The organism is Actinomadura sp. NPDC047616 (assembly GCF_040642915.1).
Classification (GTDB): Bacteria; Actinomycetota; Actinomycetes; order Streptosporangiales; family Streptosporangiaceae; genus Spirillospora; species Spirillospora miaoliensis.
Genome location: NZ_JBEYTB010000004.1, coordinates 360,275 through 385,634 on the forward strand (window position 1 = coordinate 360,275; position 25,360 = coordinate 385,634).

General features: G+C 73.4%; 20 protein-coding genes. 11 read left to right on the forward strand and 9 right to left on the reverse strand.

Annotated elements, in window-relative coordinates; all coding sequences use genetic code 11:
* The first annotated feature begins 821 nt into the window (after nt 1–821).
* Both ABZ801_RS12395 and ABZ801_RS12400 read left to right on the forward strand, forming a co-directional pair.
* Entirely contained in the window at nt 822–1,658 is an 837-nt protein-coding gene (locus ABZ801_RS12395; RefSeq protein WP_360696501.1) for a MinD/ParA family protein, read from the forward strand.
* Nucleotides 1,655–2,098 (forward strand): hypothetical protein, encoded by a 444-nt coding sequence (locus ABZ801_RS12400; protein WP_360696504.1) that lies wholly within the window; start codon nt 1,655–1,657, stop codon nt 2,096–2,098. Before ABZ801_RS12395 ends, ABZ801_RS12400 begins: the two co-directional genes overlap by 4 nt.
* 188 nt (nt 2,099–2,286) lie before the next feature.
* On the opposite strand, the gene ABZ801_RS12405 is transcribed toward ABZ801_RS12400, so the two are convergent.
* Together ABZ801_RS12405 and ABZ801_RS12410 are read right to left on the reverse strand one after the other, a co-directional pair.
* On the reverse strand, nt 2,287–3,075 hold the full coding sequence (locus tag ABZ801_RS12405) for a hypothetical protein (protein WP_360696507.1): 789 nt from the start codon (nt 3,073–3,075) through the stop codon (nt 2,287–2,289).
* A 203-nt stretch (nt 3,076–3,278) separates the two neighbouring features.
* Nucleotides 3,279–3,734 (reverse strand): MarR family transcriptional regulator, encoded by a 456-nt coding sequence (locus tag ABZ801_RS12410; RefSeq protein WP_360696510.1) that lies wholly within the window; start codon nt 3,732–3,734, stop codon nt 3,279–3,281.
* Between the two features lie 20 nt (nt 3,735–3,754).
* Between ABZ801_RS12410 and ABZ801_RS12415 the strand changes: the two genes are divergently transcribed.
* Entirely contained in the window at nt 3,755–3,907 is a 153-nt protein-coding gene (locus ABZ801_RS12415) for a hypothetical protein (RefSeq protein ID WP_360696513.1), read from the forward strand.
* 122 nt (nt 3,908–4,029) lie between these two features.
* Nucleotides 4,030–4,473 (forward strand): hypothetical protein, encoded by a 444-nt coding sequence (locus ABZ801_RS12420; protein WP_360696516.1) that lies wholly within the window; start codon nt 4,030–4,032, stop codon nt 4,471–4,473.
* A gap of 4 nt (nt 4,474–4,477) precedes the next feature.
* On the opposite strand, the gene ABZ801_RS12425 is transcribed toward ABZ801_RS12420, so the two are convergent.
* Nucleotides 4,478–5,431, reverse strand: coding sequence for a DUF6177 family protein (locus ABZ801_RS12425; protein WP_360696519.1), 954 nt, complete (start codon nt 5,429–5,431; stop codon nt 4,478–4,480).
* A gap of 111 nt (nt 5,432–5,542) precedes the next feature.
* On the opposite strand from ABZ801_RS12425, the gene ABZ801_RS12430 reads away from it, so the two are divergent.
* Both ABZ801_RS12430 and ABZ801_RS12435 read left to right on the forward strand, forming a co-directional pair.
* On the forward strand, nt 5,543–7,030 hold the full coding sequence (locus tag ABZ801_RS12430) for an LCP family protein (protein ID WP_360696522.1): 1,488 nt from the start codon (nt 5,543–5,545) through the stop codon (nt 7,028–7,030).
* Nucleotides 7,031–7,268: 238 nt separating this feature from the next.
* Nucleotides 7,269–8,393: a glycosyltransferase gene (locus ABZ801_RS12435; RefSeq protein WP_360696525.1), complete on the forward strand. Its 1,125-nt coding sequence runs from the start codon at nt 7,269–7,271 to the stop codon at nt 8,391–8,393.
* A gap of 7 nt (nt 8,394–8,400) precedes the next feature.
* Here ABZ801_RS12435 and ABZ801_RS12440 read toward each other — a convergent pair whose 3' ends face one another.
* Nucleotides 8,401–11,703: a hypothetical protein gene (locus ABZ801_RS12440; protein ID WP_360696528.1), complete on the reverse strand. Its 3,303-nt coding sequence runs from the start codon at nt 11,701–11,703 to the stop codon at nt 8,401–8,403.
* 238 nt (nt 11,704–11,941) lie between these two features.
* Nucleotides 11,942–13,468 carry a sulfatase gene (locus ABZ801_RS12445; protein ID WP_360696531.1) on the reverse strand — a complete coding sequence of 509 codons (1,527 nt, stop codon included), beginning with the start codon at nt 13,466–13,468 and terminating at the stop codon, nt 11,942–11,944.
* Between the two features lie 148 nt (nt 13,469–13,616).
* Between ABZ801_RS12445 and ABZ801_RS12450 the strand changes: the two genes are divergently transcribed.
* Nucleotides 13,617–15,140 carry a family 43 glycosylhydrolase gene (locus ABZ801_RS12450; protein WP_360696534.1) on the forward strand — a complete coding sequence of 508 codons (1,524 nt, stop codon included), beginning with the start codon at nt 13,617–13,619 and terminating at the stop codon, nt 15,138–15,140.
* On the opposite strand, the gene ABZ801_RS12455 is transcribed toward ABZ801_RS12450, so the two are convergent.
* Genes ABZ801_RS12455 through ABZ801_RS12470 form a run of 4 tightly spaced genes read right to left on the reverse strand, consistent with a single transcriptional unit; the run spans nt 15,122 to nt 20,214 of the window.
* Nucleotides 15,122–16,624, reverse strand: coding sequence for a glycosyltransferase family 39 protein (locus tag ABZ801_RS12455; protein ID WP_360696537.1), 1,503 nt, complete (start codon nt 16,622–16,624; stop codon nt 15,122–15,124). The genes ABZ801_RS12450 and ABZ801_RS12455 overlap by 19 nt on opposite strands.
* Nucleotides 16,625–16,673: 49 nt before the next feature.
* On the reverse strand, nt 16,674–17,651 hold the full coding sequence (locus ABZ801_RS12460; RefSeq protein WP_360696540.1) for a glycosyltransferase: 978 nt from the start codon (nt 17,649–17,651) through the stop codon (nt 16,674–16,676).
* Nucleotides 17,648–18,844, reverse strand: coding sequence for a hypothetical protein (locus tag ABZ801_RS12465; RefSeq protein ID WP_344957243.1), 1,197 nt, complete (start codon nt 18,842–18,844; stop codon nt 17,648–17,650). Before ABZ801_RS12465 ends, ABZ801_RS12460 begins: the two co-directional genes overlap by 4 nt.
* Nucleotides 18,845–18,858: 14 nt before the next feature.
* Nucleotides 18,859–20,214, reverse strand: a complete 1,356-nt coding sequence (locus ABZ801_RS12470; RefSeq protein WP_360696544.1) for a hypothetical protein — start codon at nt 20,212–20,214, stop codon at nt 18,859–18,861.
* Between the two features lie 184 nt (nt 20,215–20,398).
* Between ABZ801_RS12470 and glf the strand changes: the two genes are divergently transcribed.
* Genes glf through ABZ801_RS12490 form a run of 4 tightly spaced genes read left to right on the forward strand, consistent with a single transcriptional unit; the run spans nt 20,399 to nt 25,318 of the window.
* On the forward strand, nt 20,399–21,568 hold the full coding sequence (gene glf, locus ABZ801_RS12475; protein ID WP_360696548.1) for a UDP-galactopyranose mutase: 1,170 nt from the start codon (nt 20,399–20,401) through the stop codon (nt 21,566–21,568).
* Complete coding sequence (locus ABZ801_RS12480) at nt 21,565–23,589, forward strand: glycosyltransferase (RefSeq protein ID WP_360696551.1); 2,025 nt, start codon at nt 21,565–21,567, stop codon at nt 23,587–23,589. Before glf ends, ABZ801_RS12480 begins: the two co-directional genes overlap by 4 nt.
* On the forward strand, nt 23,586–24,455 hold the full coding sequence (locus ABZ801_RS12485) for an ABC transporter permease (RefSeq protein WP_344957236.1): 870 nt from the start codon (nt 23,586–23,588) through the stop codon (nt 24,453–24,455). Before ABZ801_RS12480 ends, ABZ801_RS12485 begins: the two co-directional genes overlap by 4 nt.
* 2 nt (nt 24,456–24,457) lie before the next feature.
* A complete protein-coding gene (locus ABZ801_RS12490) occupies nt 24,458–25,318 on the forward strand; it encodes an ABC transporter ATP-binding protein (RefSeq protein ID WP_360696554.1) in 861 nt (286 codons plus the stop codon).
* Nucleotides 25,319–25,360 lie beyond the last annotated feature (42 nt).

Here is a 25,360-nt window from a genome sequence, read left to right on the forward strand (position 1 = left end):
GATACGGGGGCATTCATTGGACGATTAGTGGAGGTGCACGCCACGCGGGCCGACCGTACCGTCCGCGCCGCTCCGAACGCCGCAGGGCACCACGACGGCGGTCGGAGTTTCGTAGGCTTGCGGTGACGAAGGGGAGGCAGGTGTCCGACTCGAGCTGGCAGCAGATCGTCCTGCGCGAATTGGGAATGCCCCGGCGCGGACTCGCGACCCTCGACCCGGAGCCGGACAGCCCCCCGCAAGGACCAAAACCCCACCCCGCCCCGACCCCAAGGGCACCGCAGCCGCCCGCCCCGGACAGTGCTCCACAGAGGCCAGCGCCCCACCCCTCGCCGATGGCGCAGCCGAACGAGCAGGTGCACGCGCCCCCGAAGGGCCAGCCCGCACCAGCGCCCCCGCCAAAACCGGATCGCGCACCGCAGCGGCCAGCGCCCCATCCCACTTCGGTAGCGCAACCGGGCGAGCCGGCGCCCCCGTCCCCGAAGGCGCCGCAACCCGCGCTGGCGCGGCCGTCCGAGCCGGATGGTGCTTCACAGGGGCCAGCGCCCCACCCCTCGCCGGTGGCGCAGCCGGGTGAGCAAGTGCGCCCGGCCTTGGAGGTGCCGCAGCCCGCGCCGGTGCGGCCGCGCGAAGCGGACAGTGCTCCGCTGGGGTCGGCGCCCCATCCCGCTGCGGTGGCGCGGCCGAGTGAGCCGGTGCGCCCGGCCTCGAAGGTGCCGCAGCCCGCGCCGACGTCGCCCCGGCATGGTGACGGGGGGATCGGCGATGAGCTGGGGCGTAAATCGCATCATGGTGACCCGCTGCTCGTGCGGATGGGGCGGGGTGTGCGCAAGGTCGTCGGCGGCTCCGGAGCGTCCGGCGGTCAGGCTCAGGTCGCGGTCGCGGAGATGCTGCGGCGTCCGGTGCCCGGTCTCCGGCGGCTCACGGTGGTCAGTGTGCGCGGCGGGGCGGGGAAGACCACCATGGCGGCGCTGCTGGCGACCGAGCTGTCGCGGTATCGCGCCGACCGCGTGCTGGCCGTGGACGCCGACGCCGAGCTGGGCTCGCTGCCGCTGCGGCTCGGAGTGCAGGCCGAACGCTCGCTTTTCGACCTGGTGGAACGCCGGCCGCGTTCGTTCGAGGAAGCCGCTCCGTACCTCACGCGCGCGGGCGAACGGCTGTGGGTGCTGTCGGCCACCCGTGGCGGGCGCATCGCGGAGCAGTTCACCCTCGACGCCTTCGAGACCGCGCTCGGCGCCGTCGGCGGTCATTTCGCCGCCGCGGTCGTCGACTGCGGCGCGGGCATCCTCACCGACCTGCACCAGGGCATCCTCGCGGGCACGCACGGCCTCGTCCTGGTCACGCCGGGCACGGTGGACGGCGCACTGAGCGCCCGCGGCGCGCTGGAGTGGTTCCGCGACAACGGCCGGCAGGCGCTGCTGCAACGCACCGTCGTGGCGACGGTGACGCACGCGCCGCAGGCGAGCGCCGACCTGGAGCGCGCCGAGCAGATGCTGAGCCAGTGGCAGCTGCCCGTGGTGCACGTGCCGTACGACCGGCATCTGGCGGTCGGCGGCGCGTTCGACGCCGGCAAGCTGGCCGGGGACACCGGGACGGCCGTCGGCCGCATCGCCTACGAGGTGTTCGCCCGTTCGATCGGCGCGCCGGGGGTGGGCGGATGAGCTGCGACCTGGTCGCCGTGGTGCGCCGCCCGCCGGACGTGCGGGCGGTCGTCGACGGGCTGATCGCCATGGGGTTGTCGCTGGAGGTCCGTGGCGGCGAGCCCGCGGCCACCCGGCTGTACGACCTCGCGGGTCAGCTGCTCGTGTCCATTGAGGCGCCGGTGCCGGTGGCCGTTCCCGGGGAGATCCGGCGGCTGCTGGGCGCGGAGTTCACCGAACGGCTGGCGTCCTCGGACCAGGTCTGGTGGGTGGACGTCCGCGCGGCCGCCGACGTGCCGGAGGGCCCGCAGGTGGCCCGTCGCTTCGCCGACGCCCTGGTGCGCTGGCTCGGCGGCGCGGTCCACCCCGACGGCGAGTCCGACGGCCCGCCGCTGAGCTGGCGCGCGACCGAGGCGGCGGCCGAGGCGGCAGGCGCCGGCGGGTCCGCCGCTGCCGGCTGAGCCCGGCGTCACCGGCCCGCCGCCCGGACTGGTGGCGTCAGCCTGCGGCTCGGGTCCGGACGATGGACGCGCAACGACCGGTTTCCCTGACCGGTTCGAGTGGTGGCGCAGTTGAGCCGCGGCCGTGTCCGTGGGGCTGTCATGGCGAAGGGCCGTACCGGGTGGCGGTACGGCCCTGTGGGGGGTCGTCAGCTGCTGAAGCGCAGGGCGTTGGTGACTTCGACGCCGAGTTCGCCCGCCGTGTTGTAGACGGAGCCGGTCCGGTCGCCGACGGCGCCGCCGCGTGCCCAGTACGACTGGGCGTAGATGATCGAGGAGTTCAGCGTCCAGGCGCGGGTCCACTGGCTGGGCTCCTGGGAGAGCTGCGGCATTCCGCTGGTGTTGGACGGCTTGAGCAGGCGGGGCCAGCCCTCGGAGTAGACGGCCCGGCTGAGGCCGTTGGCGTCGGACGAGCTGCCCACGTTCACGACCGAGATGACGGTGACGATGCTGCGCGACGGGTTCGCGTACACCGCCGAGTACATCTGGCCCGTGCACGGGTAGAGGCGCAGCCGCTCCAGCATGGTGGAGTTGGCCCGCGCGGTGCATGAGTCGATACGCGTCCCGACCTGCGTGAACGTGTTGCCGCGCGCGGTGCGGATCGTCGACTTGAGCACGCCCTGCGGGTCGATTCCGCCGGTGCCGGTCGTCGGGGTGCTGTAGGGCGAGTACGACGGCGTCGCCGTTCGGGACACGGCGAGCGGGGGCGTGGGCCGGTCGTCATCGTCGTCTCCGCCGTTCGCGAGCACGACGACGACGCCGACGATCAGAACGAGTACCAGGAGCCCGCCGCCGAGAAGCAGGGCGATGATGACACCGCCGCCACCGTCGCTCTTGGGCGGCGGAAGCGGGTTTCCGGGCACTCCGGGACCGAACGGCGGCCCCTGCTGGGGCCCCGGCGGGTAGCCCGGCTGCCCGGGCCATTGAGGCGGCTGCATGGTCCCTCCGAACAGGTCGAACGGTGAGGTTTCAGCGAGACGTGGACGGCGCGGTGGTCATCAGACGGCCCGTTCGGTCCTGATTGTCGCTGTTTCGGCCATCTCTTTCGATGCCGTCGAGGCGGCCGATGTTCATGTGACGCATCGTCGTCCGCGGCCGTTCCCTCCTGCCGGAAGAAACGCGGGGACGTCGTTCGCGCCGGTCAGCGGCCGGAGTGGTGGGCCAGCAGCGCCGACAGCAGCCGTACCAGTTCGCCGCGTTCGGCGGGGGAGAGCGGGGCGAGCAGGTCGTCCTGGACCTGGGCGAGGACCTGGTCGAGGTGGCGCAGGTGGCGCGTCCCCTCGGGGGTGATGGTGATGACGTTGCGGCGCCGGTCGGCGGGGTCGGGCGAGCGGCGCACCAGGTCCTGGTCGGACAGCTCGTTCAGCATGGCGACGACGTCGCTGCGGTCGATGCCGGTGCGGCGGCCGAGCGCCGCCTGACTGGCGGGGCCGAACTCCTCCAGGGCGGCCAGCAGCCGGTAGTGGTAGCCGCGGGCGCCGGCGGCGGCCATGCTCTCGGCGACCAGCCGGTGGGAGTGCAGCGAGACCTGGTTGATCAGCCAGCTCGGCGCGTCCTTCAGGCGGGCGGGGGTGCCGTCGTCGGCCGTGGCGTTCATGCCGTCAGTCTACCCAGTCGTTGGTCAACCCCACGATTTCTCACCGGTTCGCCGAGCGCAGGTACGACGTCGTCCACTGGACGGAGTTCGACCGCGGCGGCCACTTCCCGGCCATGGAGATCCCCGGCCCGTACGTCGAAGACGTCCGCGTGTTCTTCCGCGGGCTCCGCTGAGGGCGGCGTGAAACGGCCCGGCCCGTTCGTGGCCGGACGTGGCCGGACGACGCGTCCGGCCTGGTCAGGGCGTGAGCGGAGGGTGATGACGTGTGCACCGGGCGGCAGTAGCATGCCGGGGCATGCCAGAGAAAAAGATGAATGGCGGATTCGTCGCCTGTCTCATCATCGGCGTGCTCGCGCTCATCACCGCCGTGGGCGTCCAGTTCCTGAACATCGTCACCGCCGGGGACGACTCGCGCGATCCCCGGCAGATGGCCGAGCTGGGGAACTTCACCATCGTGTGCGCGATCACCGGGGTCGGCATGATCCTCGCCGGTGTCGGGCTCCAGCTGGGCGGCCTCGCCAAGGGCCCGGAGCGCGCCGCCACGCCGGGGCAGGCGGCGGCGTACCCGCAGTTCCAGCAGCAGCAGCCGCAGTACGCCCAGCAGCAGCCGCAGTATTACCCGCAGCAGGGAGCCGCCGTTCCGCAGGCGCAGGCCCAGCACGCCCCGCAGGCTCAGTACCAGCAGCCGTCGCCGCAGCAGTCCCAGCAGCAGGGGCAGTCGCAGCAGCCGGAGAGCTGACGCGTCAGGACGGCTGGGCGGACCGCAGGTGCCGCATGACCTCGCGGTGGCGACGCCAGCCGTCGGGGGAGCGGCCGTCGCCGAGCGGGAAGAGGGTGACCGGGGCGCCCGGCGGGCCGATCTGCCGGCCGGGGATGCCGGGCGGGCCCGTCACGGTGCCGGTGACGGCCAGCGCGACCGGAGCGGGGCTGCCCGTCCAGCGCGGTTCGGCGGTCAGGTCGGCGCGGCCGGGGACGAGCTGGGCCAGCAGGGAGGTCACCGGCTGCTCGGCGGCCAGCGCGCCGATCAGGGACGGCAGGTGCCGCAGCGGCGGCGGGTCGTCGGCGGTGTAGCCGACGGTCACGGTGGTCACCTCGGTCGTCGAGCCCGTGCCCGCCGCGGTGAACTCGCACACCGCCTGGGCCGGTCGCGGGCCGTCGCCGATGACGACGAGCCGGGCCGAGGCGCGGCCGCGGGCGTACTCGGTGAACCGGTCGGGCTCCCAGGAGTGCGCCAGGGGTTCTGCGGGGCCCCACCCGGCCGGTGGCCGGCCGGTCAGCAGCCGCAGGAGATGGTCGGCGGCGCCGCCGAGGGTCTCGTCGCCGGGGCCGTGCTGCGAACGGTAGACCAGCGCGAGCTGCGCGCCGATCGGGGCGGTGGGACGGGTGGTGAAGCCCGGCGCGTAGTCGCGGGCCTCGGGCACGGGGACGAACGTCGCGCCGTCCCACTGCAGCGGCCGTCCGGTCAGGCCCTCGTAGTAGCCGTCGCCGTCGCGCACCACCCACTGCGCCGTCCGGCCGGCCACGACCGAGCGCAGCGGCAGCGACAGCCGCGTGTCGATCGGGGTGACGAGCTGCAGCGTGCGCCCGGAGGCGGCGCAGTCGTCCAGGGATTCGGCCAGCCAGGCGTGCAGCGCCACGAGGGGACGGTCCTGCAGTACGACCATCGCCTGGTCGGTCAGGGCGTCCACGATGCTCATCCTCACCGGAGTCTAGTCGTCCCGTAGCGCCCGGTAGTGGCCGGAGCCGGCGGGCCTCGACTTTGCCGTGAACCGGGTGGCGGCTGTCCCCTGTGTGCTGAAATGTTACGGATGCAGCGATTGGCGGCGCCCCCGCGCGTGTACTTCGACAACGGCGCGGCCCCGCCCCCGGAACCGGGGCGGAGCCGCCGTTGGCGCGTGCTGGGCTGGGTCTCCATCGCGCTGTCGGCGCTGCTGGTGGTCGGCAGCCTGACCGCCTACGGCTTCTGGCGCCGGCTGGACGGGCAGATCACCCGCGAGAACGTCGACGACAAGCTGGGCGAGAACCGCCCGGCCAAGCTCAACAACTCCATCAACATCCTGCTGATGGGCTCGGACAGCCGCCAGGGCGAGAACGCCCGGTACGGCACCGAGGAGGGCGAGCGCTCCGACACCACGATCCTGCTGCACATCTCCCCGGGCGGCGACCGGGCCATCGGCCTCAGCTTCCCGCGCGACACGATGGTGCAGCGCCCCTCGTGCAAGACGCGCAACGGCGGCACGCAGCCCGGCGGCCTCAGCATGCTGAACGCGGCGTACTCGATCGGCGGCCCGTCCTGCACCTGGAAGACCATCGAGGCCATCACCGACATCCGCATCGACCACTACGTCGAGGTCGACTTCACCGGCTTCAAGCGGGTGGTGGACGCCCTGGACGGCGTGGAGATCTGCGTGCCCAAGGCCGTCAACGACCCCAAGGCCGAGCTGTACCTGCGCGCGGGCAAGCAGACCGTCAACGGCGACCAGGCCCTCGGCTACGTGCGCACCCGCACCGGCGGCCTCGGCGACGGCTCGGACCTGTCGCGCATCAAGCGCCAGCAGCAGTTCATGGCCTCGGTCGTCAACAAGGCCACCAGCCAGGGCATGCTCACCGACCCGGGCAAGGTGTACGGGTTCCTGTCGGCCGTCACCAAGTCGATGAAGACCGACAACCGGCTGACGCTGTCGGTGATGCAGCGGCTGGCGGGCAGCATGCAGGGCCTCAGCGCCGGCAAGGTGCGGTTCGTCACCGTCCCGGTGCAGGCGTATCCGGCCGACCCCAACCGCGTGCAGTTCAACAACGCGCTGGCCCAGCCGCTGTTCAAGGCGATCCGCCAGGACAACGAGGTCCCGCAGAACAACCCCGGGCCCAAACCCCCGGCCGCGGGTCAGGCGGGCGGACAGCCCGGCGGCGGGGCGCGGCCGGGCCCCGCGCAGCCGCCCGTCCCCCCGAACCAGGTGAAGGTCGCCGTCTACAACGGGACGCCCACCGACGGGCTCGGCCAGCGCGTCGCCGACCAGCTCGCCGAGAAGAACTTCCAGGTCGTCAGCGTCGGCAACACCAAGGCCAAGTCCACCGCCCGCACGCAGATCCTCTACGGCGCCGGCGCCGAACGGCACGCCGCCGCGCTCGCCGCCGTGCTGCCCGGACGCCAGCCGCGCCCGTCCGCGACGGCCAGACCTGGCCAGGTGTACCTGGTAATCGGACGGGACGGGGCGAACGTCGCGGGGGCGGCCCGCCAGGTGCCCAAGGTGGCCGGGGAGATCCGCGCCGACCAGGACGTTTGCGCCCAGACATGACCGCGCGCGCAGCTCGCGGGGCAGGCGCGGGAAATGTTACAAGGGGGTGAATACAGCGAGGAACGCGAACAACCGGTCGATGGTCCGTCCGGCTCCGCTGTATCTTGGCGACGCTCACGAACCTTTCACCTACCTTCGGCAATGAACCAGCTGGACGTGACGGCTCCCCGCCCGTGACGACCGCGGGGCCGCGTGCGGCCCCACCGCACAACGGCCCGCTCCCGGGAATGGACAGTTCTTGAAGGCCGACATCCCCCCCGAACCCTTCGCCCTCCTGATGACCGTCTACGGCGGTGACCGGGAGGAGTATGTCCGGGACGCCTTCCGCAGCGCCGTGCACGACCAGACCGTCCGGCCCGACCAGGTCGTCCTCGTCCAGGACGGCCCCGTCTCGCCCGAACTGGAGTTCTGCCTGCGCGGGCTGATCGCCGCCAGCCCGGTCGAGGTGACGTTCGTGCAACTTCAGCGCAACCGCGGCCTCGGCCCCGCACTGGACGCCGGGCTGCAGGCCAGCCGGTTCGACATCGTGGCGCGCATGGACGCCGACGACGTGGCCATGCCGCACCGCTTCCAGATGCAGGTGCCGCTGGTGCGCGCCGGGGCCGACCTGGTGGGCGCCGGGCTGCTGGAGTTCGGCTCCGGCATCGACGACGTGGTGGGCCGCCGCATCCCGCCGAGCGACCCCTACGACATCGCCCGCTACTCGCGCCTGCACGACCCGTTCAACCATCCGACCGTCGTGTACCGGCGCAGCGCGGTCATCGCCGTCGGCGGCTACGGCGACCTGCCGCTGATGGAGGACTACTGGCTGTTCGTCCGCATGATCGCCAACGGCGCGCGCGTGGTGAACATCGCCGAACCCCTGGTGTACTACCGCGTCGGCGACGGCGCGTACGAGCGGCGCGGCGGCCGCGAACTGCTGCGCTCGGAACTGCGCCTGCAGCGCGAGATGTACCGCGAGGGCTTCATCACCCGCATGCAGTACTGGCGCAACGTCATCATCCGAGGCGGCTACCGCCTGACGCCCACACTGATCCGCCGCCCCGTCTACCGGCTGATCGTCGCCCCCTACGGCGCCCGCCGCAACCGCGACGCGTCCGATACGCTGCCGGCCCCGCAGCAGCAGGCCCCGGTCGCGCAACCGGAGCCCGCGGCTCCGCAGCCGCAGGTCCCGGCCCCCGCCCCGGTCCCTGAGCCGCAGCAGGTTCCGGCTCCCGCTCCGGCCTCTGAGCCACAGCAGGTTCCGGCTCCGGCTCCGCAGCCGCGGGGCGCGGCCGTGCGGCCGAAGCCGGCTTCCCGATACGTCCCGCGTCACGCCCGCGACCAGCGCGACGCGGTCGCGGGCGGCGGAAGCGAGGGCTGACCGGCCGTCAGGGGACCGGGCGCGTCCACAGGATCGGCTGGTCGTCGTTCGGGTCGGCGGTGCGGCCCACTCCCAGCAGCTTGCCCTTGAACGCGGCGAGCCCGGTGACCTGCTGCTCGCCGTCGCCCGCCAGGCCCTTGCCGCCGGGCTTCTGCGACGTCCAGGACGAGCCGTTCGCCGACGTCCACGACACCACGTCCGCGGCCCCCGGGTCGCCGGTCGTGCCGGTGGCGGCGAAGCCCTTGCCGGCCGACGACAGCGAGGTCATGGTGACCTTGGCGTCGCCGCCCGGCGCCTGCAGCGGCTGCCAGGTCTTGCCGCCGTCGGACGAGACGTACCCCAGCCACACCAGGCCCTGCCCCGTCGCGGCGATCCCCGCGGCCACCAGCGTGTTGCCGTTGGACGCGACGTGCGTGAGGTGCCCCTCCTTCGTGCCGCCCGGCAGCGACAGCAGCTGGAGCGTCCACTGCTTGCCGTCCGTCGACGACCACACGCCGGGACGGTTGCCCGCCTTCGGGTCGCGGACACCGCCGACGGCGGCGTAGCCGAACGAGCCGCCGGTCACGTCGAGAATCCACCGGGTGTCGCCGTTTCGGCTGTTCAGCGCGCCGTTCGGGCCGGCGTTGGCGCCCGCGTCGCGGCCGCGCTCCCAGTTCTTCAGGTCGGCGGAGAACCAGGCGGCGGCCGACGTGCCGTCGGTGCCGACGACCACGTAGCCGGCCTGGCCGGACGCCGCCGCGCTGGTCGTCGGCACCGCCCGGGAGCTGCCGCGGAACGCGGCGGCGGTGTCGACGGCCTGCCAGGTGGTCCCGTCGGCGGAGGTGACGACCAGCGGCCGCCGCGGCGCGACCTGGTCGTAGCCCACGGCCAGCCAGCCGGACCCGCCCGAGGTCACGTCCAGGAGCTGCTGCGAGCCCGGACGGGTGAAGGCGGCGCCGAGCCCCTGGGCGGGCTGCCAGGTGCCGCCGTCCTGGGACGTCCACACGGCCGCGTCGCCCGCCGCGCTGCCCACGGCGACCGCGCGGTCGCCGGTCGCGCCGACCGCGATGACCGAGTGGTCGGAGCGGACCGCGCCGGGCACCTTGGCCAGGTCGACGGGGAGCTCGCGACCGCCGCCGTCCCACACGCCCAGCAGCGGGTCGGCGTCGCCGCCGCCCGGCTCGGTGCCGACGAGGACGGCCTGCTCCCCGGCCAGCGCCGCGTCGTTGATCTCACGGCCCGGCTGGGCGGCCAGCACCCCGGCGTCGCGCCAGCTCCGGCCGTCGGCGCTGCGCGACAGCAGCACGTCGCGGCCGCGCGTGACGACGGCGGCGAAGCCCTTGTCGTCGCCGAGCAGCTGCGTGGTCACCCGGTAGCCGGACGTCTTCAGCGTGCCCGCCTGGGTCCACGAACCGCCGTCCTTGGAGACGAACGCCTGGCCGTGGGCGGAACCGCCGGCGCCGAGCTCCCGCACCGCGACGAACCCGGCGGGGCCGCCGCCGATGATCAGTCCGCGCGAGCCCTTGGGCACCGGGACCTCCGAGTTGGTCCAGGTGCGGCCGCCGTCCTGCGAGCGCCACACCCGCCGGTACGCGCCCTGGCGGCCCTTCTGCGGGGTGACCAGCGCCTCCATGAGGATGACGTCGCCGCTGGCGGCGGCCGTGACGAGCTGCAGCCTGGCGTCGCGGACCTGCAGGCCGATCTGGTCGCCCGAGCGCGGCTCCCAGCGGCGGCCGTCGCCCGACAGCCAGACGGCCGGGACCGAGTCGCTGAAGTCGCCCTTGGCGGAGGTCTCGCCGACGGCCAGGAAGCGGTCGCCCGCCGCCACGATCCGGTTGACCCGGGTGTTGCCGCCGAACACGTCGCCGACCGCGTCGGGCTGGCGCTGCCAGTCCCGCCCGTTCTCGCTGGTCCACACCGCGCCGCCGCCCACGCGCGAGCCGATGGCCACCCAGCCGCGCGACGAGCCGCCCACGGCGGCCGGGACGTCGCCGACGCGGGGGGCGGTGTCGTCGGCGCCGCGCACCGCGGCGGGCCCGAACGTGCGGCCGCCGTCGGTGGAGACCAGGAACATGCCGCGCGAGCCGCGCGGGCCGGTCTCGCCGCCCACCGCGACCACGGTGGAGCCGGACGCCGCGACACCGGTGATGTCCTGGTCGTACCCGTCGGTGCGGGCGGTGGCGTCCACCGGGAACACCGAACGGGCGAGCTGGGCTCCGGGGCCGCCGCCCTCGTCGTCCCCGCCGAGGTTGGACACGACCACGAAGCCCCCGGCGACCAGCGCGGCGGCGGCGAGCCCGGCGCCGGCGATGAGCGCGATGCGCTTGCCGAGCTTGCCGGAGCCGCGCTTCTTCTTGCCGCTGGGCGCGGTGCGCCACGGCTCGTCGATCTGCGGCGGCGGCGCCACGGGTTGGGGTGCGGGCCCCATGTCGAACCGGGTGTCCGACAGGCCGGGCGGGTTCGGGTCGTGGCCGGGGATCTCCTGCGCGTAGGGGAACGGCGTCGGCTGCGGCTTGTTGTCGGGGATGTCCTGCGGGAACGGGAACGGCGCCGGGGGCTGCCGGTGGTCGGACGGCGGCGCCGGAGGCTGGTACGGCGTGGGTGCCGGCGCCGGTGCCGGCGCCGGCCCGGGGGCGGGCAGCGCGGACGACGCGTCCGGGATCTGCTGGGCGTAGGGGAACGGTTCGGGTGCGGGCGGGGCCGGTGGCTGGGGCGTGGCGGTCGGCGCGGCCAGCGGGGTTCCCGGGATCTGCTGCGCGTAGGGGAACGGCGCGGCCGCGGCCTCGTCCGGCGCCTCCTGCTGCGGCCCGGGCGCGGGCTGCCGCGGGAGCGGAAGCTGCTCGGTCGGCTCCTCCTTCGACAGCCGCGGGCCGTGGTCGACGCGGGTGCGCTCCAGGTCGTCGTCGTCCTCGTCCTCGTCGGTGGCCTGGTCGGCGGCCTCGCTCTTGGACGGGAGCCACGGGGACAGGTCGGTGACGGTCTCATCGGGCGACGGCTGGGGAGCCGGCGGCGACGCGGCGGCGGCCTTGGCCGGGTACACGTCGGTACGGGTGGCGTCGGCGTCGTTCTCGTCGCCGCCGTCCTGTCCGGCGCCGCGGTCGACCCGGGTGACCTCGCTGTCGAAACGCGTGGTCTCGGCGTCGTTGTCGCCGGCGTCGTTGTCGCCGGTGTCGAACGGCGGCGGGGGCGCCTCCGGCAGCAGGGGCGCGTCGGCCTGCGAATCGGCCTCGGTAAGCCACCGCGGCGGGGGCGGGACCGCCGCGTCCTGCGGGGTCGACGCCTGCTGCTGGTCGCGGCCCGGCTCGTCGTCCGGGGTCCTGGGTGCGGTCACGCCCGTCTCCAGTGATCGTGTGACGCCCGACTGTGCGCGCCTCAAAGTATGCGCGTTCGATGGCCCATCAAAGGTTCGCCACGGATCATATCGGCGGCGCCGCGTGAAACGGTCTTGTAAAGCGGTGCCCGGCCGCACATCTGTTGCCGTAAATGGCGAGTGACTCGCGTGAACGTGTGCCGGCCGGGCTTGCGATCTTCGTAAAGGTGGCCTGTTGCGGACCACGGGACCAGGTGGTTCAGCGGGTGCGTCCCGCGGTGTGGCACTTGGCGCCCGCACAGCGGGTCAGCGCGTACATCAGGCCGGACAGTTCCCGCGCGCGCTGCGGCGGGATCGCTTTCGCGCGGTTGTCGAGCGCGTGCGGGTCGCGTGCGAGGTCGTAGTACTCGCGCTCGCCGTTGACGTACTCGACGTACAGCTCGTTCGTGGTGCGCAGCGCGTTGTAGGTGGGGGGCGCGCCGGGGCCGGAGTCCTGCCGGTCGGGGTCCTCGCGGCTGGGCGGGGGCTTGACGTGCTCGATCAGCGCCACGTTCCGCCAGTCGTCCGGGTCCTTGCCGCGCAGGAACGGCACCAGGGAGCGTCCGTCGGTCGCGGGCGGCACGGTCACGCCCGCCAGTTCCAGGAACGTCGGGGCGATGTCGGTGTTCTGGGTGAGGGCGTCGGTCGTGCGGCCCGCCGGGACGCCCGGGCCGGTGACGACGAACGGCACCCTGATGTCGGTGTCGTAGGCCGTCATCTTGCCGCCCGCCAGCCGGTACTGGCCGAGGTGGAAGCCGTTGTCGGAGCCGAAGACCAGGTAGGTGTCGCGGTCGTGGCCGGTGTTGGCGAGCGTCTGCTGGATGCGCCCGATGAGTTCGTCCACCGACTGCACCATGCGGACCCGGTCGCGGAAGCCCGCGTCGATGCGGCCGATGCCGGGCTTGCGCAGCCGGGGCCGCGACCGCAGCCACGACGGCTTGTCGGCGTTGTCGGGCTCGTTGAACGACGGCGGCCGGGGCGCCGTCAGCTGCGGGAAGGCCGCGGCGTGGCGGGGCGCGGGCACGAACGGGCCGTGCGGCGCGAACGTGGCGACCTGCAGGAAGAACGGCTTGCGGTCGGCGGCGGCGCGCTGGATGAAGTCCACGCTCTTGTTCGCCAGCACGTCGGTGAGGTAGTCCTGCGGGCGGCTGCCGTAGTGGACGAGCCTGCCGTTCTCGTTCAGGTTGTAGTCGTACTCGGGGTAGCCGTTGCCGGTGACGGCCCACTCGTCCCAGCCGGGCGGCACGTACGGGCGCGGCCCGCCCTGCGTGTCGGCGGGAAGGTAGCCGTTCATGTACTTGCCCATGAGGGCGGTGCGGTAGCCGGCGCCGCGCAGGGCCGGGGCGAAGGACGCCTGCTCGCCGCCGCGCGCCTTGAACACCCCGTACCCGCCGTCGGGCGGGAAGTTGGTGCGCACGCCGGTGTTGTGCGGATACCGCCCGGTGAAGATGGTCGCGCGGGACGTGCAGCACAGCGAGTCGGCGACGACGAACCTGTCGAACGTGGTGCCCTTGCCCCGCATGTCCTGCACGCGCCGCATGTGCGGCACCAGGTCCCAGGACAGGTCGTCGGTGAGGACGAAGACGATGTTCGGCTTCTTCGGCACGGGCGTGACCGAGGGGCTTGCGCCGCCGCCGAAGGGGGACAGGTTGACGCCCAGGCACCCGGCCAGGCCGAGCGTGAGCGCCAGCAGCAGCGCGATGACGAGAGGAGGACGGGCGGTGCCGAGACGCCTGTGCCGGTACAAGTCCCGAGTCTCCTCTCCGGCGGGGATCGACCAGTAAGCGTATTAGGTTCCTCCGGAGTGGTCCGGATGCGTATTCAGTGACGAAGGAGGCCGAACCGGGCGCGCGGGCCGGGTGTTTGGCATCATGCGGGTGGCGAGGGAGTTGATCGTGGACCTGCGAGCACGCGGACCGCTGTCGTCGTTCGGCGGGCCCCACGGCAGGCCCGGCGCGCCGGTCAGCGCGCTGGTGGCGCTCGTGGTGCTGGCCGGGCTCGCGGGCATGCACGCCCCGGAGCCGGGCATGGCCGAGGCGGGCGAACGGAAGGAACCCCGGGCCGGACGGCCGTCCGCGCGGCCGTCGCCTGCGGCCAAGCCGTCGCGGGCGCCCGCGCCGCCGGTGCCGAGCCCCGCGCAGACGGCGACGCCGTTCACCGCGCCCGGGTACTCGCCCGTCAAGCCGGTGATCGACCAGTACTTCGCCGACCCGACCGTCGTCAAGGTGGCGGGCACGTACTACGCCTACGGCACCAACAGCCCCGACGCGGTGATGCCGGTGGCCACGGCCCCGTCGCCGACCGGGCCGTGGACCCGCAGGCCGGGCGACGGCCTGGCGCGGCTGCCGGCGTGGGCCGCTCCCGGGTGGACGTGGGCGCCGGAGGTCGTGCCGCCCCGTCCGGGCGGCCGCACCCACGTCCTCTACTTCTCCGCACGCCGCAACGACCGCGACATGCAGTGCATCGGCGTGGCCACATCCACCTCACCCGCAGGCCCGTTCGTACCGCTGGACGGTGAGCCGCTGGTCTGCCCGCTGGGCCTCGGCGGCGCCATCGACCCCGCCTCCTACATCGAGGAGGACGGCACCCGCTACCTGCTCTACAAGACCGACGCCCGCAGCAAGGCCGCCGTCTACCTCGTCCGGCTGACCGCCGACGGGCTGCGCCTGGCGGGCCCGCCCAAGCGCATCCTCGGCCGCGGGGCGGGCGAACCCGTCCTGGTGGAGGCCCCCGACCTGGTGCGACGCGGCGGCAAGTACGTGCTGTTCTACTCGGCCGGCTGGTACTTCAAGTCGAACTACCAGACCCGGTACGCGGTCGCGTCGTCGATCGAGGGCCCGTACGAGAAGGCCCGGGGGCCGCTGCTGTCGACCGGCGGGTACGGCGGCAGGGTGCGGGGTCCGGGCAGCGCCGACGTGCTCGCCGACGCCGGCGGCGACTACCTGGTCTTCCACGGCATCCAGCGGTACCTGGGCGGCTCGAAGGTGAACCGGGGCATGTACGTGGCCGCGCTCGGCTGGGACGGCGCCCGGCCCGTGGTGCGCGGCGCGCCGGTCCGCTACGAGGCGGAGCGGGCGCGGCTGAACGGGTGCGCGACGCCGCTCGCCCGGCCCAGGGCGTCCGGCGGCAAGGCCGTCGGGCCGTTCGACCGTCCGGGCTGCCCGGTCGACGTCTCGGTGTTCGTGCCGGTCGCCGGGCGGTACTCGGTGCGGATCCAGTACGCCAACTGGTCGGGCAAGAAGGCGCGCCTGGAGGTGACGGTGAACGGGGCGGCGCCGGGGCCGGTGGGCCTGCGCAGGACGAAGAAGGGCTCCTGGACGTCGGCGACCGTGCAGCGCGACATGAGCGCCGGGTGGAACACGCTGGGCCTGCGGCGCCTGGACGGCAGCGGCCAGGTCGACTACGTGGAGGTGCGGTAGGGGCCGGTCCGCTCCAGCAGGGTGAGCATGCCGCCCCGGAACCGCCACTCCCCGGCGACGCGCCACGGCCCCGTGGCGAGGACCATCTGCTCGCGCCGCCACACCACGTCGCCCTGGTGCGTGACGATCGACCTGGTGCGCATCACCCAGACGCGTTGGGAGCGGATGAGGGAGCCGCGTATCTCGCGGGGGAGCAGGTCGCGTCCCTTGAGGTTCTCGGCCCGCACCGGGGACTGCGCCTGCCCGATGTCGCGCAGCCGTCCGAAGGTGCCCGGATAGGCCGCCGCGCCCCACCGGGCGATGCCCGCCAGGTAGACGATGGCGTCGCCGTCGCGTCCGTGGTCTCGCACGGCCTGCGCGGCGGCCCGGAAGTCGTCGAGACGGCTGTCCTGCTTCCGGATCGCCACGTGCTCGGGCACCGAGACGGCCGCCACGACCGCCACCGCCGCCGTCACGGCCACCGCGCCGGCCGCCGGACGCGCCAGCGTGCCCAGGCGGGCCAGGCCCGCGCCGGTCAGCAACGCCAGGGCGGGGACGCAGAAGAAGACGTAGCGCTCGGTGTACATCGGGTCGGACACCAGCGAGACGAGCACCAGCACCGCCGGGGGCAGCACCAGCCACGGCACGGCCAGGGCGGTGAGGGAGGCGGTGCCGTGCGACCGCCGGCCCGCGACCGCGCCGACCACCGCCAGCGCCAGGACCGGCGCGACCAGCCACCGCCCGCCGGCCAGGAACTCCGGCAGCTTCTGGACGGTGTGCCACGTCGGGGTGCGCAGCCAGTCGATCTGGACCTTCTGGCCGGAAGCGGCCAGCCCGAACGGCACGAGCGCCAGCGCCGCGACCCCCACGGCCGTCGACCAGCCCGCCCACACCCGTCCGGCACGCGCGAGCCCCGGACGCGCCGCCAGCAGCGTGACGGCATGCGCGGGCACCAGCAGCACGGCGTCCAGGTTCAGCAGCCCCAGCAGCACGACGGCCGGCGCGTAACCGGCGAACCACAGCCAGGGACGCCGCGCGTCCCGCTGCACGGCCCGCACCAGCAGGTACGAGGCGAGGACGGCGGCCGCGGCCACCATCGCGTACGAGCGCGCCTCCTGCCCGTACCGCGACACCGTGACGCCGCCCGCGTACGCCAGCCCGGCCAGCAGCCCGGCGAGCGGGCCGTGGCAGCGCCGCCCCAGCACCGCGACCCCGGCGGCCGCCGCGGCCGTGGCCAGCGCGCTGGGCAGCCGCAGCGACACCTCGCCCGTGCCGAACACCGCCGCCCACGGCCGCATGATCAGGTAGTAGGGGGCGTGGACGAGGTCCAGGTCGTCGAAGACCCGCAGCATGTCCGCGACGGGACGGCCGGCCAGGCTGACCGTGGCGGACTCGTCCAGCCAGAACGACGGCCCGCCGATGCCGGCCAGCGTCACCGCCAGCGCGACCACCGCGGGCAGCAGCGGCATCAGCCGGACCGCCCGGGACGGCGTGCGATGGTCCACGACACGCACGTGATGATCAGACGTCGCGAGGGACATCTGGGGATGATGCCTAAGAACGCGGCGGTTCGTCCACGGAGCGCGACGCATCATTCACGACGTTCACTTCCGCGTTCACCCCCACGTCGCGCAGCAGCGCCGCCGTCGGCCGGGGCCGGGACAGCACCCCGTCCCTGATCCCCCGGAGCAGGGCACGGCGCAGAACCGTCCGGTCCGAGGACGCGGCGAACGTGCGCGACCAGCGCCGCAGCGTCGACCCGGCGTACAGGACGCGCTCCGGAAGCGACAGCCCGGGACTGCCGGTGAACAGCCAGATCTTGTTGCGGACCTCGTAGAAGAAGCGGTCGCCGGGGTCGGTCTCGGTCCCGCCGAACGCCCGGGTCTTGTGGACGACCACGCTGTCCGGGCACAGCAGCCCGCGGCGGCCGCGCAGCAGCCGGGTGGTGAACTCGAAGTCGTCGTTCCACAGGAAGTAGTCGGCGACCGGCAGCCCGCGTTCCCGCACGACGGCCGCGTCCACCAGCACCGACACGAACGACGCGGAACGGATCGGCACGCACCCCGCCGCCTGCGCGACCTGCCGTTCGGCGGCCGGGACGCGGGGCTTGGCGCGCGGCGTGTTCATCGGATGGTCGCGGCCGTCGGTCCACACGACCCGGCTGGCGACCAGCGTGGGCGCGCCGTCGTCGGCGGTGGCGCGGTCGCGCGCGTCCAGCAGCGCCCGCAGGGCGCCCGGCTCGGGGACGGTGTCGTCGTCCAGCAGCCACAGCAGGTCGGCGCGTCCGTCCAGCGCCCGCGCCATGCCCGCGCCGAACCCGCCCGCGCCGCCGACGTTGCGGGGCAGCTCCAGCAGGTCGACGTCCGGGAAACGGTCGCGGACCATCGCCGCGGTGCCGTCCGACGAGGCGTTGTCCACCACGACGATCCGGTCCGGGACGCGGGTCTGGGCGAGCAGCGCGGTCAGCGACTCGGCCAGCAGGTCACGCCGGTTGAAGGTGACGACGACGGCCGTCACGGCCGCGACGCTCACGGGGTGCGCCTTCCGGCGGCGCGGCGGGCCGCCCGTTGCAGGCCGGGCGACGGCGACGCGGCCGTCTCGATGAGCTGGTCCAGGTTGCGCCGCACGTTCGCCAGCTCGCTGTGCAGGTGGGCCAGGCCGATGCGTTCGTTGGCCTCGGCGACGCGTTCCAGCAGGTAGGCGGCGACGGCGACGGACCCGGTGGCGATCAGCTCGTCCGGCACGTCCCCGGGCAGCAGCGTGGCCTGCGGGGAACGGGAGGTGGTCAGCTCGTCCAGGTCGCCGACGATCCGGTAGCCGGACGCGCGCAGCGAGCCGGCGAGCGCGCGGGTGCGGTCGGCGGCCCAGGCGGCGTGCCGGTCGGGCAGGCCCATGGGGGTGCGGCCGGCGTCCTCGGCGGCGTCGGCCAGCCCGGCGCCGACGAGGTGGTCGCGCACGGCCCGTTCGTAGTCGGCGCCCAGCGCGGGCCCGATCTTGACGTTGAGGCGGCGCAGCAGCTCGGCCTCGACCACCGACAGCGGCTCCTCGGCGGGGATGCCCGCCACGTCGTAGGCGGCCGGGTCGAGCCCGGTGAGCCGGCAGTACCGCTTCCACAGCTGCTCGGGACGCGCCCCAGGCGGCGGCAGCGTGATGACGTGGATCCGTTCGCGCGGCACGGCCGACTCCCACGTCCGCAGCACCCGCACCGGGTCGTGCAGGCCCCAGAACATCGGCCCGTACGGTTCGGGCGCGTCGATGCCCAGCTCGACCAGGTCGTCGACGAACCGCTCGAAGGTGATGGTGTGGGCGTGCCGAAGCTGGGCCTGCCAGTCGAGGATCAGCTGCCAGCCCAGGTCGCGGGTGATGAACACCACGTGCACCTCGGCCGGTTCCAGCGCGGCCACGGCCCGTTTGACCTGCTGCTCGGTGGCGCCGCCGAGCAGCTCCTGGGAGAACAGCACGGTGGGCCCGTCCCAGTCGCGGGCGCGGCGGGCCACGCGTTCCCAGGCGCCGTCCCAGGCGGGGTCGCGGCGGCCTCCCCACGACATCTCGCGCAGGTCCATGACCGCGCCGAAGTGCTCCCCCGGCCCCCCGAGCGGGTAGCAGGCCCCGGCGTCGCCGAGCCGCGCCCGGTTCTTCCACAGCGCCCGCTGCAGGAAGTCCGCGCCGGCGCTGGGCGCGCCGACGTGCAGGAAGACGGACTTGGCGGATCGATCTTCGGCCATGTGCGCGCTCACCTTCACTCGCTGTCGGCGCGGTCGTCCGGGGCCGCGGGGGCGTCCGGGGCCGCGGGGGCGTCCGGGCGGGCGCCGGTCCGGGCCTGGATGCGGCGGTAGGCGCCGCCCAGCCGCCGGACCGCAGGGTAGCGCCGCATGCCGCGGGCGGCGCGCGTGGTGAGCGGGGCCGCGTCGCGGACCATCCGCGCGGTCAGGTCGCCCAGCGCGGCCGTGTCGGCGGACAGCTCGTCGAGCCGCTCGCGGACGGTCGCGTCGCCGCCGGGCGTCGCCGCCGCCTGCCGCTCGCGGTCCAGGAGCCGCCCCAGCAGCGCGGCGACCGCGTCGGTGCCCACGTCGGCGGCCTCGGCCCAGCGCGGGGCGTCCGGGTGCGGCGCGGGCGGGGCGCCGGGCGGGGTCTCGTACCCGGGGATCAGCTCGTACAGGTCGCCGACGACGCGGTAGCGGGCCGCGCGCAGCGCCTCGACGGTCTCCACGGCCCGTTCCACCGCCCAGGGCAGGTGCTCCCCGGGCAGCTTGATCTTGATGGGGGAGGGCCGCCGGGTGAGCACCTCCTGCGCCAGGAACAGCTTGACCTCGTCGTTGAAGACGTGCCAGCCGACCCGGTCCTCCAGCCCCTCGTTCAGCAGCCGCAGGAACTGCGTCTCGGCCAGGCCCAGCGACGGGTTGGCGAACGTGGCGGACAGGTCGCAGGCGGCGGGGTTCAGGCCGACGGCCTCGCAGAACCGCAGCCACAGCAGGTCGCGGGGCGCGCCGGGCCGCGGCAGCGTGACGACGTGGACCCGCTCGGGCGGCAGCCGCGCGCCCCACCGGGCGAGCACCGCCACCGGGTCCTGCAGCCCCCAGAACAGCCGCGCGGCCTCGAAGTTCTCCCAGTCGGGCCGCGACAGCGCGTCGACGAACTCGTCGAACGACCAGGTGAAGCGGTTCTTGACGTCCTCCTGCCAGTGCGCCGGGATCTGGCGGCCCAGGTCACGCGCGGTGAACAGGACATGCACCTCGGCGAACTCCAGGTCGGCCAGCGCCTGCGCCACCCACCGTGGATGGGTGGGGGCGAACAGCTCCTGGGAGATGATCGTCGTCCCGGGCCAGTCGCGCGCGGCGTCCACCAGTTCGCGCCACGCGCCCCGCACCGTCGGGTCGGTGGCGCCGCGGAAGAACGTGCGACGCAGGTCGAAGGCGGCCCTGACGTGGGCGGCGAAGTCGCCGCCCGGGTACAGCACGCCCTCGGCGCGCAGCCGCTCACGGTTGTGCCACAGCACCGTCTGCAGGTAGGTGGTGCCGCTCTTGGCCGCCCCCACGTGCAGGAAGACCACGGGACGGTCGCCCGAGGGCACGCTGCCGGAAGGGGTCGGGGCCACGAAGATCCTCGTTGACGTACGCGTCGACGTGCGGATCCTCACTCCCGCCGGGGGGCGGATCCTCACGGACTTGCACCTGTACCAATGGAACCCCGGGTATCTTAGCCCCGAATCAGTACCGATTGGCCGATAGCAGGCCCTTGCCAGACTCCCCCGAATCCCCCGCGGAGACGGACGTCGTCCTGTGAATGTTGATCTTGTAGTCGCCGGGTCCGGGTTCTTCGGGCTCACGGTGGCCGAACGCTGCGCCGCCGAGCTGGGCCTGCGGGTGCTGGTGCTGGAGCGTCGCGGGCACATCGGCGGCAACGCCTACAGCGAGCCCGAGCCGGAGACCGGCATCGAGGTCCACCGTTACGGCGCGCACCTGTTCCACACCTCCAACGAGCGGGTGTGGGAGTACGCCCGCCGGTTCACCGCGTTCACCGGGTACCGGCACCAGGTGTACTCGACCTTCAAGGGCCGGGTGTACCCGATGCCGATCAATCTGGGCACGATCTGCGCCTACTTCGGCCGGGTGTTCTCCCCGGACGAGGCGCGGGCGCTGATCGCCGAGCAGGCGGCCGAGGTGTCCGCCCCGGCCAACCTGGAGGAGAAGGCGATCTCGCTGATCGGGCGGCCCCTGTACGAGGCGTTCATCCGCGGTTACACCGCCAAGCAGTGGCAGACCGACCCGCGGGAGCTGCCGGCGGAGGTCATCGCCCGGCTGCCGGTCCGGTACACCTTCGACAACCGGTACTTCAACGACACCTATGAGGGACTGCCGGTCGACGGGTACACCGCGTGGCTGGAGCGGATGGCCGACCATCCGCGCATCGAGGTGCGGCTGAACGCCGACTTCTTCGACGTGCGCGACGAGGTGGTCGGCAACGTGCCGGTGGTGTTCACCGGGCCGCTGGACCGCTACTTCGGTTACGTGCACGGTGAGCTGGGGTGGCGCACGCTGGACTTCGAGACCGAGGTCAAGGAGACCGGCGATTTCCAGGGCACGGCGGTGATGAACTACGCCGACGAGGACGTGCCGTACACGCGGATTCACGAGTTCCGGCATTTCCATCCCGAGCGCGACTGGTATCCGTCCGACCGGACGGTGATCATGCGGGAGTACTCGCGGTTCGCCGCCCGTGACGACGAGCCGTACTACCCGATCAACACCCCGGCCGACCGGGACCGGCTGCTGGCCTACCGGCGGCTGGCGCGGGGCCAGGACGGCGTGCTGTTCGGCGGGCGGCTGGGCACCTACAAGTACCTCGACATGCACATGGCCATCGCCGGCGCGCTCAGCATGGTCGACAACAAACTGCGCCCCCACTTCACGAAGGGAGCGCGTCTCGTGACCGGAGGAGTGGACGAGTGACCGAGGTGACCGGCGCGCCCAGTAACCTGCGCGTGCTCCAGCGCGTGGTCATGCCAGTGGACCGCGACCTGGACGTGCTCAAGCTGTACGTGGAGGGCCGCATCGCCCGGGGCGCCGAGGCGCTGGAGGCCGAACGCGTCGCGGAGAACGACATCGCCAGGGCCGCCGAACTCCCGGTCGACGTCGCCGCCGAGGACGTGGGGCGCCGCACCGTCGTCGTCCCGATCGGGCGGCGCGTGTCGTTCGCGACCTACTTCAACGCCTTCCCGGCCAGCTACTGGCGGCGCTGGACGAGCATCGAGGACGTGCTCCTTCGGGTCCGGGTGCGCGGCCAGGCCACCGTGATCGTCTACCGGTCGTCCGCCAAGGGCCACATCCAGCGGGTGGCCTCGGTGCGGATCGACTCCGAGGAGCCGCGCGAGGAGACGTTCCGGCTGTCGCTGCAGCCGTTCATCGACGGCGGCTGGTACTGGCTGGACGTGCTGGCCGGGGAGCGCACCGCCGTGCTGGAGCGGGCCGACTGGTGCGCCGAGCCGGACGGGGAGCAGCCGGTCCGGCAGGGCCGGGTCAGCCTGGGCATCACCACGTTCAACCGGCCCTCGTTCTGCGTCGACCAGCTGATCGCGCTCGGCGGCGCCCCCGAGGTCCTGGAGATCCTCGACGAGATCTACGTCGTCGACCAGGGCACGCAGAAGGTCCGCGACCACGAGAACTACCCGCGCGCCGCCGCGCTGCTCGGCCCGCGGCTGCGCGTCATCGAGCAGGCCAACCTGGGCGGCTCGGGCGGGTTCGCCCGCGCCATGGACGAGACGCTGCGCGCCGGCAAAAGCGACTACGTGCTCCTGCTCGACGACGACGTGGTCACCGAGACCGAGGGCATCCTGCGCGCGGTGGCGTTCGGCGACCACGCCCGCACGCCCACCATCGTCGGCGGGCACATGTTCAACCTGTTCGTCCGGTCGCAGCTGCACGCCTACGGCGAGAGCATCCAGCGGTACCGGTGGTGGTGGGAGGAGGCGCCGCACACCCGGCGCGAGCACGACTTCGCCCGTCCCGCCAACCCGCTGACGGCCAAGCAGACCAGCACGGGCAGCCTGCTGGAGACGCCGTGGCTGCACCGCCGCGTCGACGTCGACTACAACGGCTGGTGGATGTGCCTGATCCCGGTCGACGTCATGCGCAAGGTCGGCCTGTCCATGCCGATGTTCATCAAGTGGGACGACGCCGAGTACTGCGTGCGCGCCGGCGCCGCGGGCTTCCCGACCGTCTCGCTGCCCGGCATGGCCGCCTGGCACGTCCCGTGGCAGGACAAGGACGACGGCATCGACTGGCAGGCCTACTTCCACGAGCGCAACCGGCTGGTGACCGCGCTGCTGCACTCGCCGTACGAGCGGGGCGGCAACCTGCTCAAGGAGAGCCTGATCATCTCGGTCAAGCACGCGCTGGCCATGCAGTACTCCACCGCCGAGCTGATGCTGCAGGCGATCGAGGACGTGCTGCGCGGACCGGACCACATGCACGCCGAGATCGCCGGGAAGCTGCCGCAGATCCTGGCGTTCCGGGCCGCGTTCCCCGATGCCCAGAACCGGTCCAGCCACGAGGAGTTCCCGCAGGTCAAACGGCGGCGGCCGCCCAAGCGCGGACGCGACCCGCGGCCCCCGCGCGGCCGCGCCGCGCTGCTGGCCAGCGCCGCGTTCGGCACCCTCAAGCAGCTGCGCCCGGTGGACGCCGCCACGCGCGACAACCCGCAGACCGTCATCCCGCACATCGACCGGCACTGGGGCGTGCTGTCGAAGTTCGACAGCGCCCTGGTGTCCTCGGCCGACGGCACGAAGGTGGCCTGGTACCAGCGCGACCCCGAGCGGTTCAAGCAGATCATGAAGCGCACGTCGCTGCTGCACGCCCGGCTCACCCGCGAGTGGTCCGACCTGAGCCGCCGCTACCGCGCCGCCATGCACGACCTGGCCGCCCCCGAGACCTGGCGCCGCACCTTCGACGCCGCGGACGCCGGGGACCGATGACGGCGGCTCCGGCACGGGCCGACGACCGGCTGCGCCCGCCCGAGGCCGACGGCGGGCTGGCGCAGGTGTTCCGGCGCCGCTACCTGCTGCGGCTGCTGGTGCGCCGGGAGCTGAAGGCCCGCTACAAGGGGTCGCTGCTGGGGCTCGGCTGGTCCTACGTGCGGCCCGCCGTGCACTTCGCGGTCTACTTCTACATCATCGGCGTGTTCATGGGCATGGACCGGGCGGTCCAGCACTTCCCCGTCTACCTGTTCTCCGGGATGGTGCTGGTCAACCTGTTCACCGAGACGCTGCACTCGTGCACCCGCTCGGTCACCGGCAACGCGCCGCTGGTCAAGAAGGTGTTCCTGCCGCGCGAGCTGTTCCCGGCGGCGTCGCTGCTGGTGTCGCTGGTGCACTTCCTGCCCGGCTTCGTCATCCTGCTCGCCGCGTCGACGTCGTACGGGTGGCGGCCGTCGCCGGCCGCCCTGGGCGCCGCCGTGCTGGGCTTCGCGATCGTGGGCACGCTGGGCCTGGGCCTCGGGCTGATGTGCGCCGCGATCAACGTGTACTTCCGGGACCTGGAGCAGGTCGTCGACATCCTGATGATCGTCATCACCTGGACGGTGCCGATGATCTACCCCTGGACGCACGTGCGCGACCAGGCCCCGGACTGGGTGCTGGACGCCTACCTGGCCAACCCGCTCGTCTCGGCGGTCAGCCTGTTCCAGCGGGCGTTCTGGTTCCCCGGCACCCGGCAGGACTTCGCCTTCCCGCCCGACCTGTACGCGCGGGCCGCCGTGTCGCTGGCCGTGGCGCTGGTCGTGCTGGTGGCCGGGAAGCTGCTGTTCGCCCGCGCCCAGCGCCGCTTCGCCGAGGAGCTGTAGCCGTGAGCAGTGACTTCGTGAGCAGTGACGCCTTGAGCGGTGACGCCGTGAACGTCCCTCCGTCGATCGTCATCGACCGGGTCAGCAAGCGGTTCACGCTGCGGCACGCCCGCTCCATCAAGGAGATGACGGTGCGGGCGATGCGGCGGGAGAAGCTGTCGGAGACCTTCAACGCGCTGGACGACGTCAGCCTGACCGTGCGTCCCGGCGAGACCGTGGCGCTGATGGGGCTGAACGGGTCGGGCAAGAGCACCCTGCTCAAGCTGATCTCCGGGGTGATGCGGCCGGACCGCGGCCGGGTGCTGGTGCGCGGCCGGATCGCCGGGCTGATCGACGTCGGGGCGGGCCTGCATCCCGAGCTGACCGGCCGGGAGAACGTGTACCTCAACGCGGCCATCCTCGGCATGGGCGAACGCGAGATCCGCGCCAAGTTCGACCAGATCGTCGAGTTCTCCGGCGTGCAGCGCTTCCTCGACAACCAGGTGAAGTTCTACTCGTCCGGCATGTTCATGCGGCTGGCGTTCGCCATCGCCGCGCACACCGAGCCGGACATCTTCCTCATCGACGAGGTGCTGGCCGTCGGCGACCCGCCGTTCCGGGAGAAGTGCCTGGCGCGCATCCGGGAGCTGCGCGGCGAGGGCCGCACCATGGTGATCGTCGCGCACGACATCCGGATGCTGACGGAGCTGTGCGACCGCGGCGTGATGATGCGGGACGGACGCAAGATCTTCGACGGGGACGTGGCGGAGGCCGGTTCGCTGTGGCGCGAGGACCGGCAGGCCCGCCGCGTGGCGGCCACGGCCGGCCATGGCGGGACGCCCGGACCCGGCGGCGCCGCCGGACATAATGGGGCGGCTCCCTGAATTTCCCGCGATGACGGAACGCGTCGATGCATAACGCGTCGA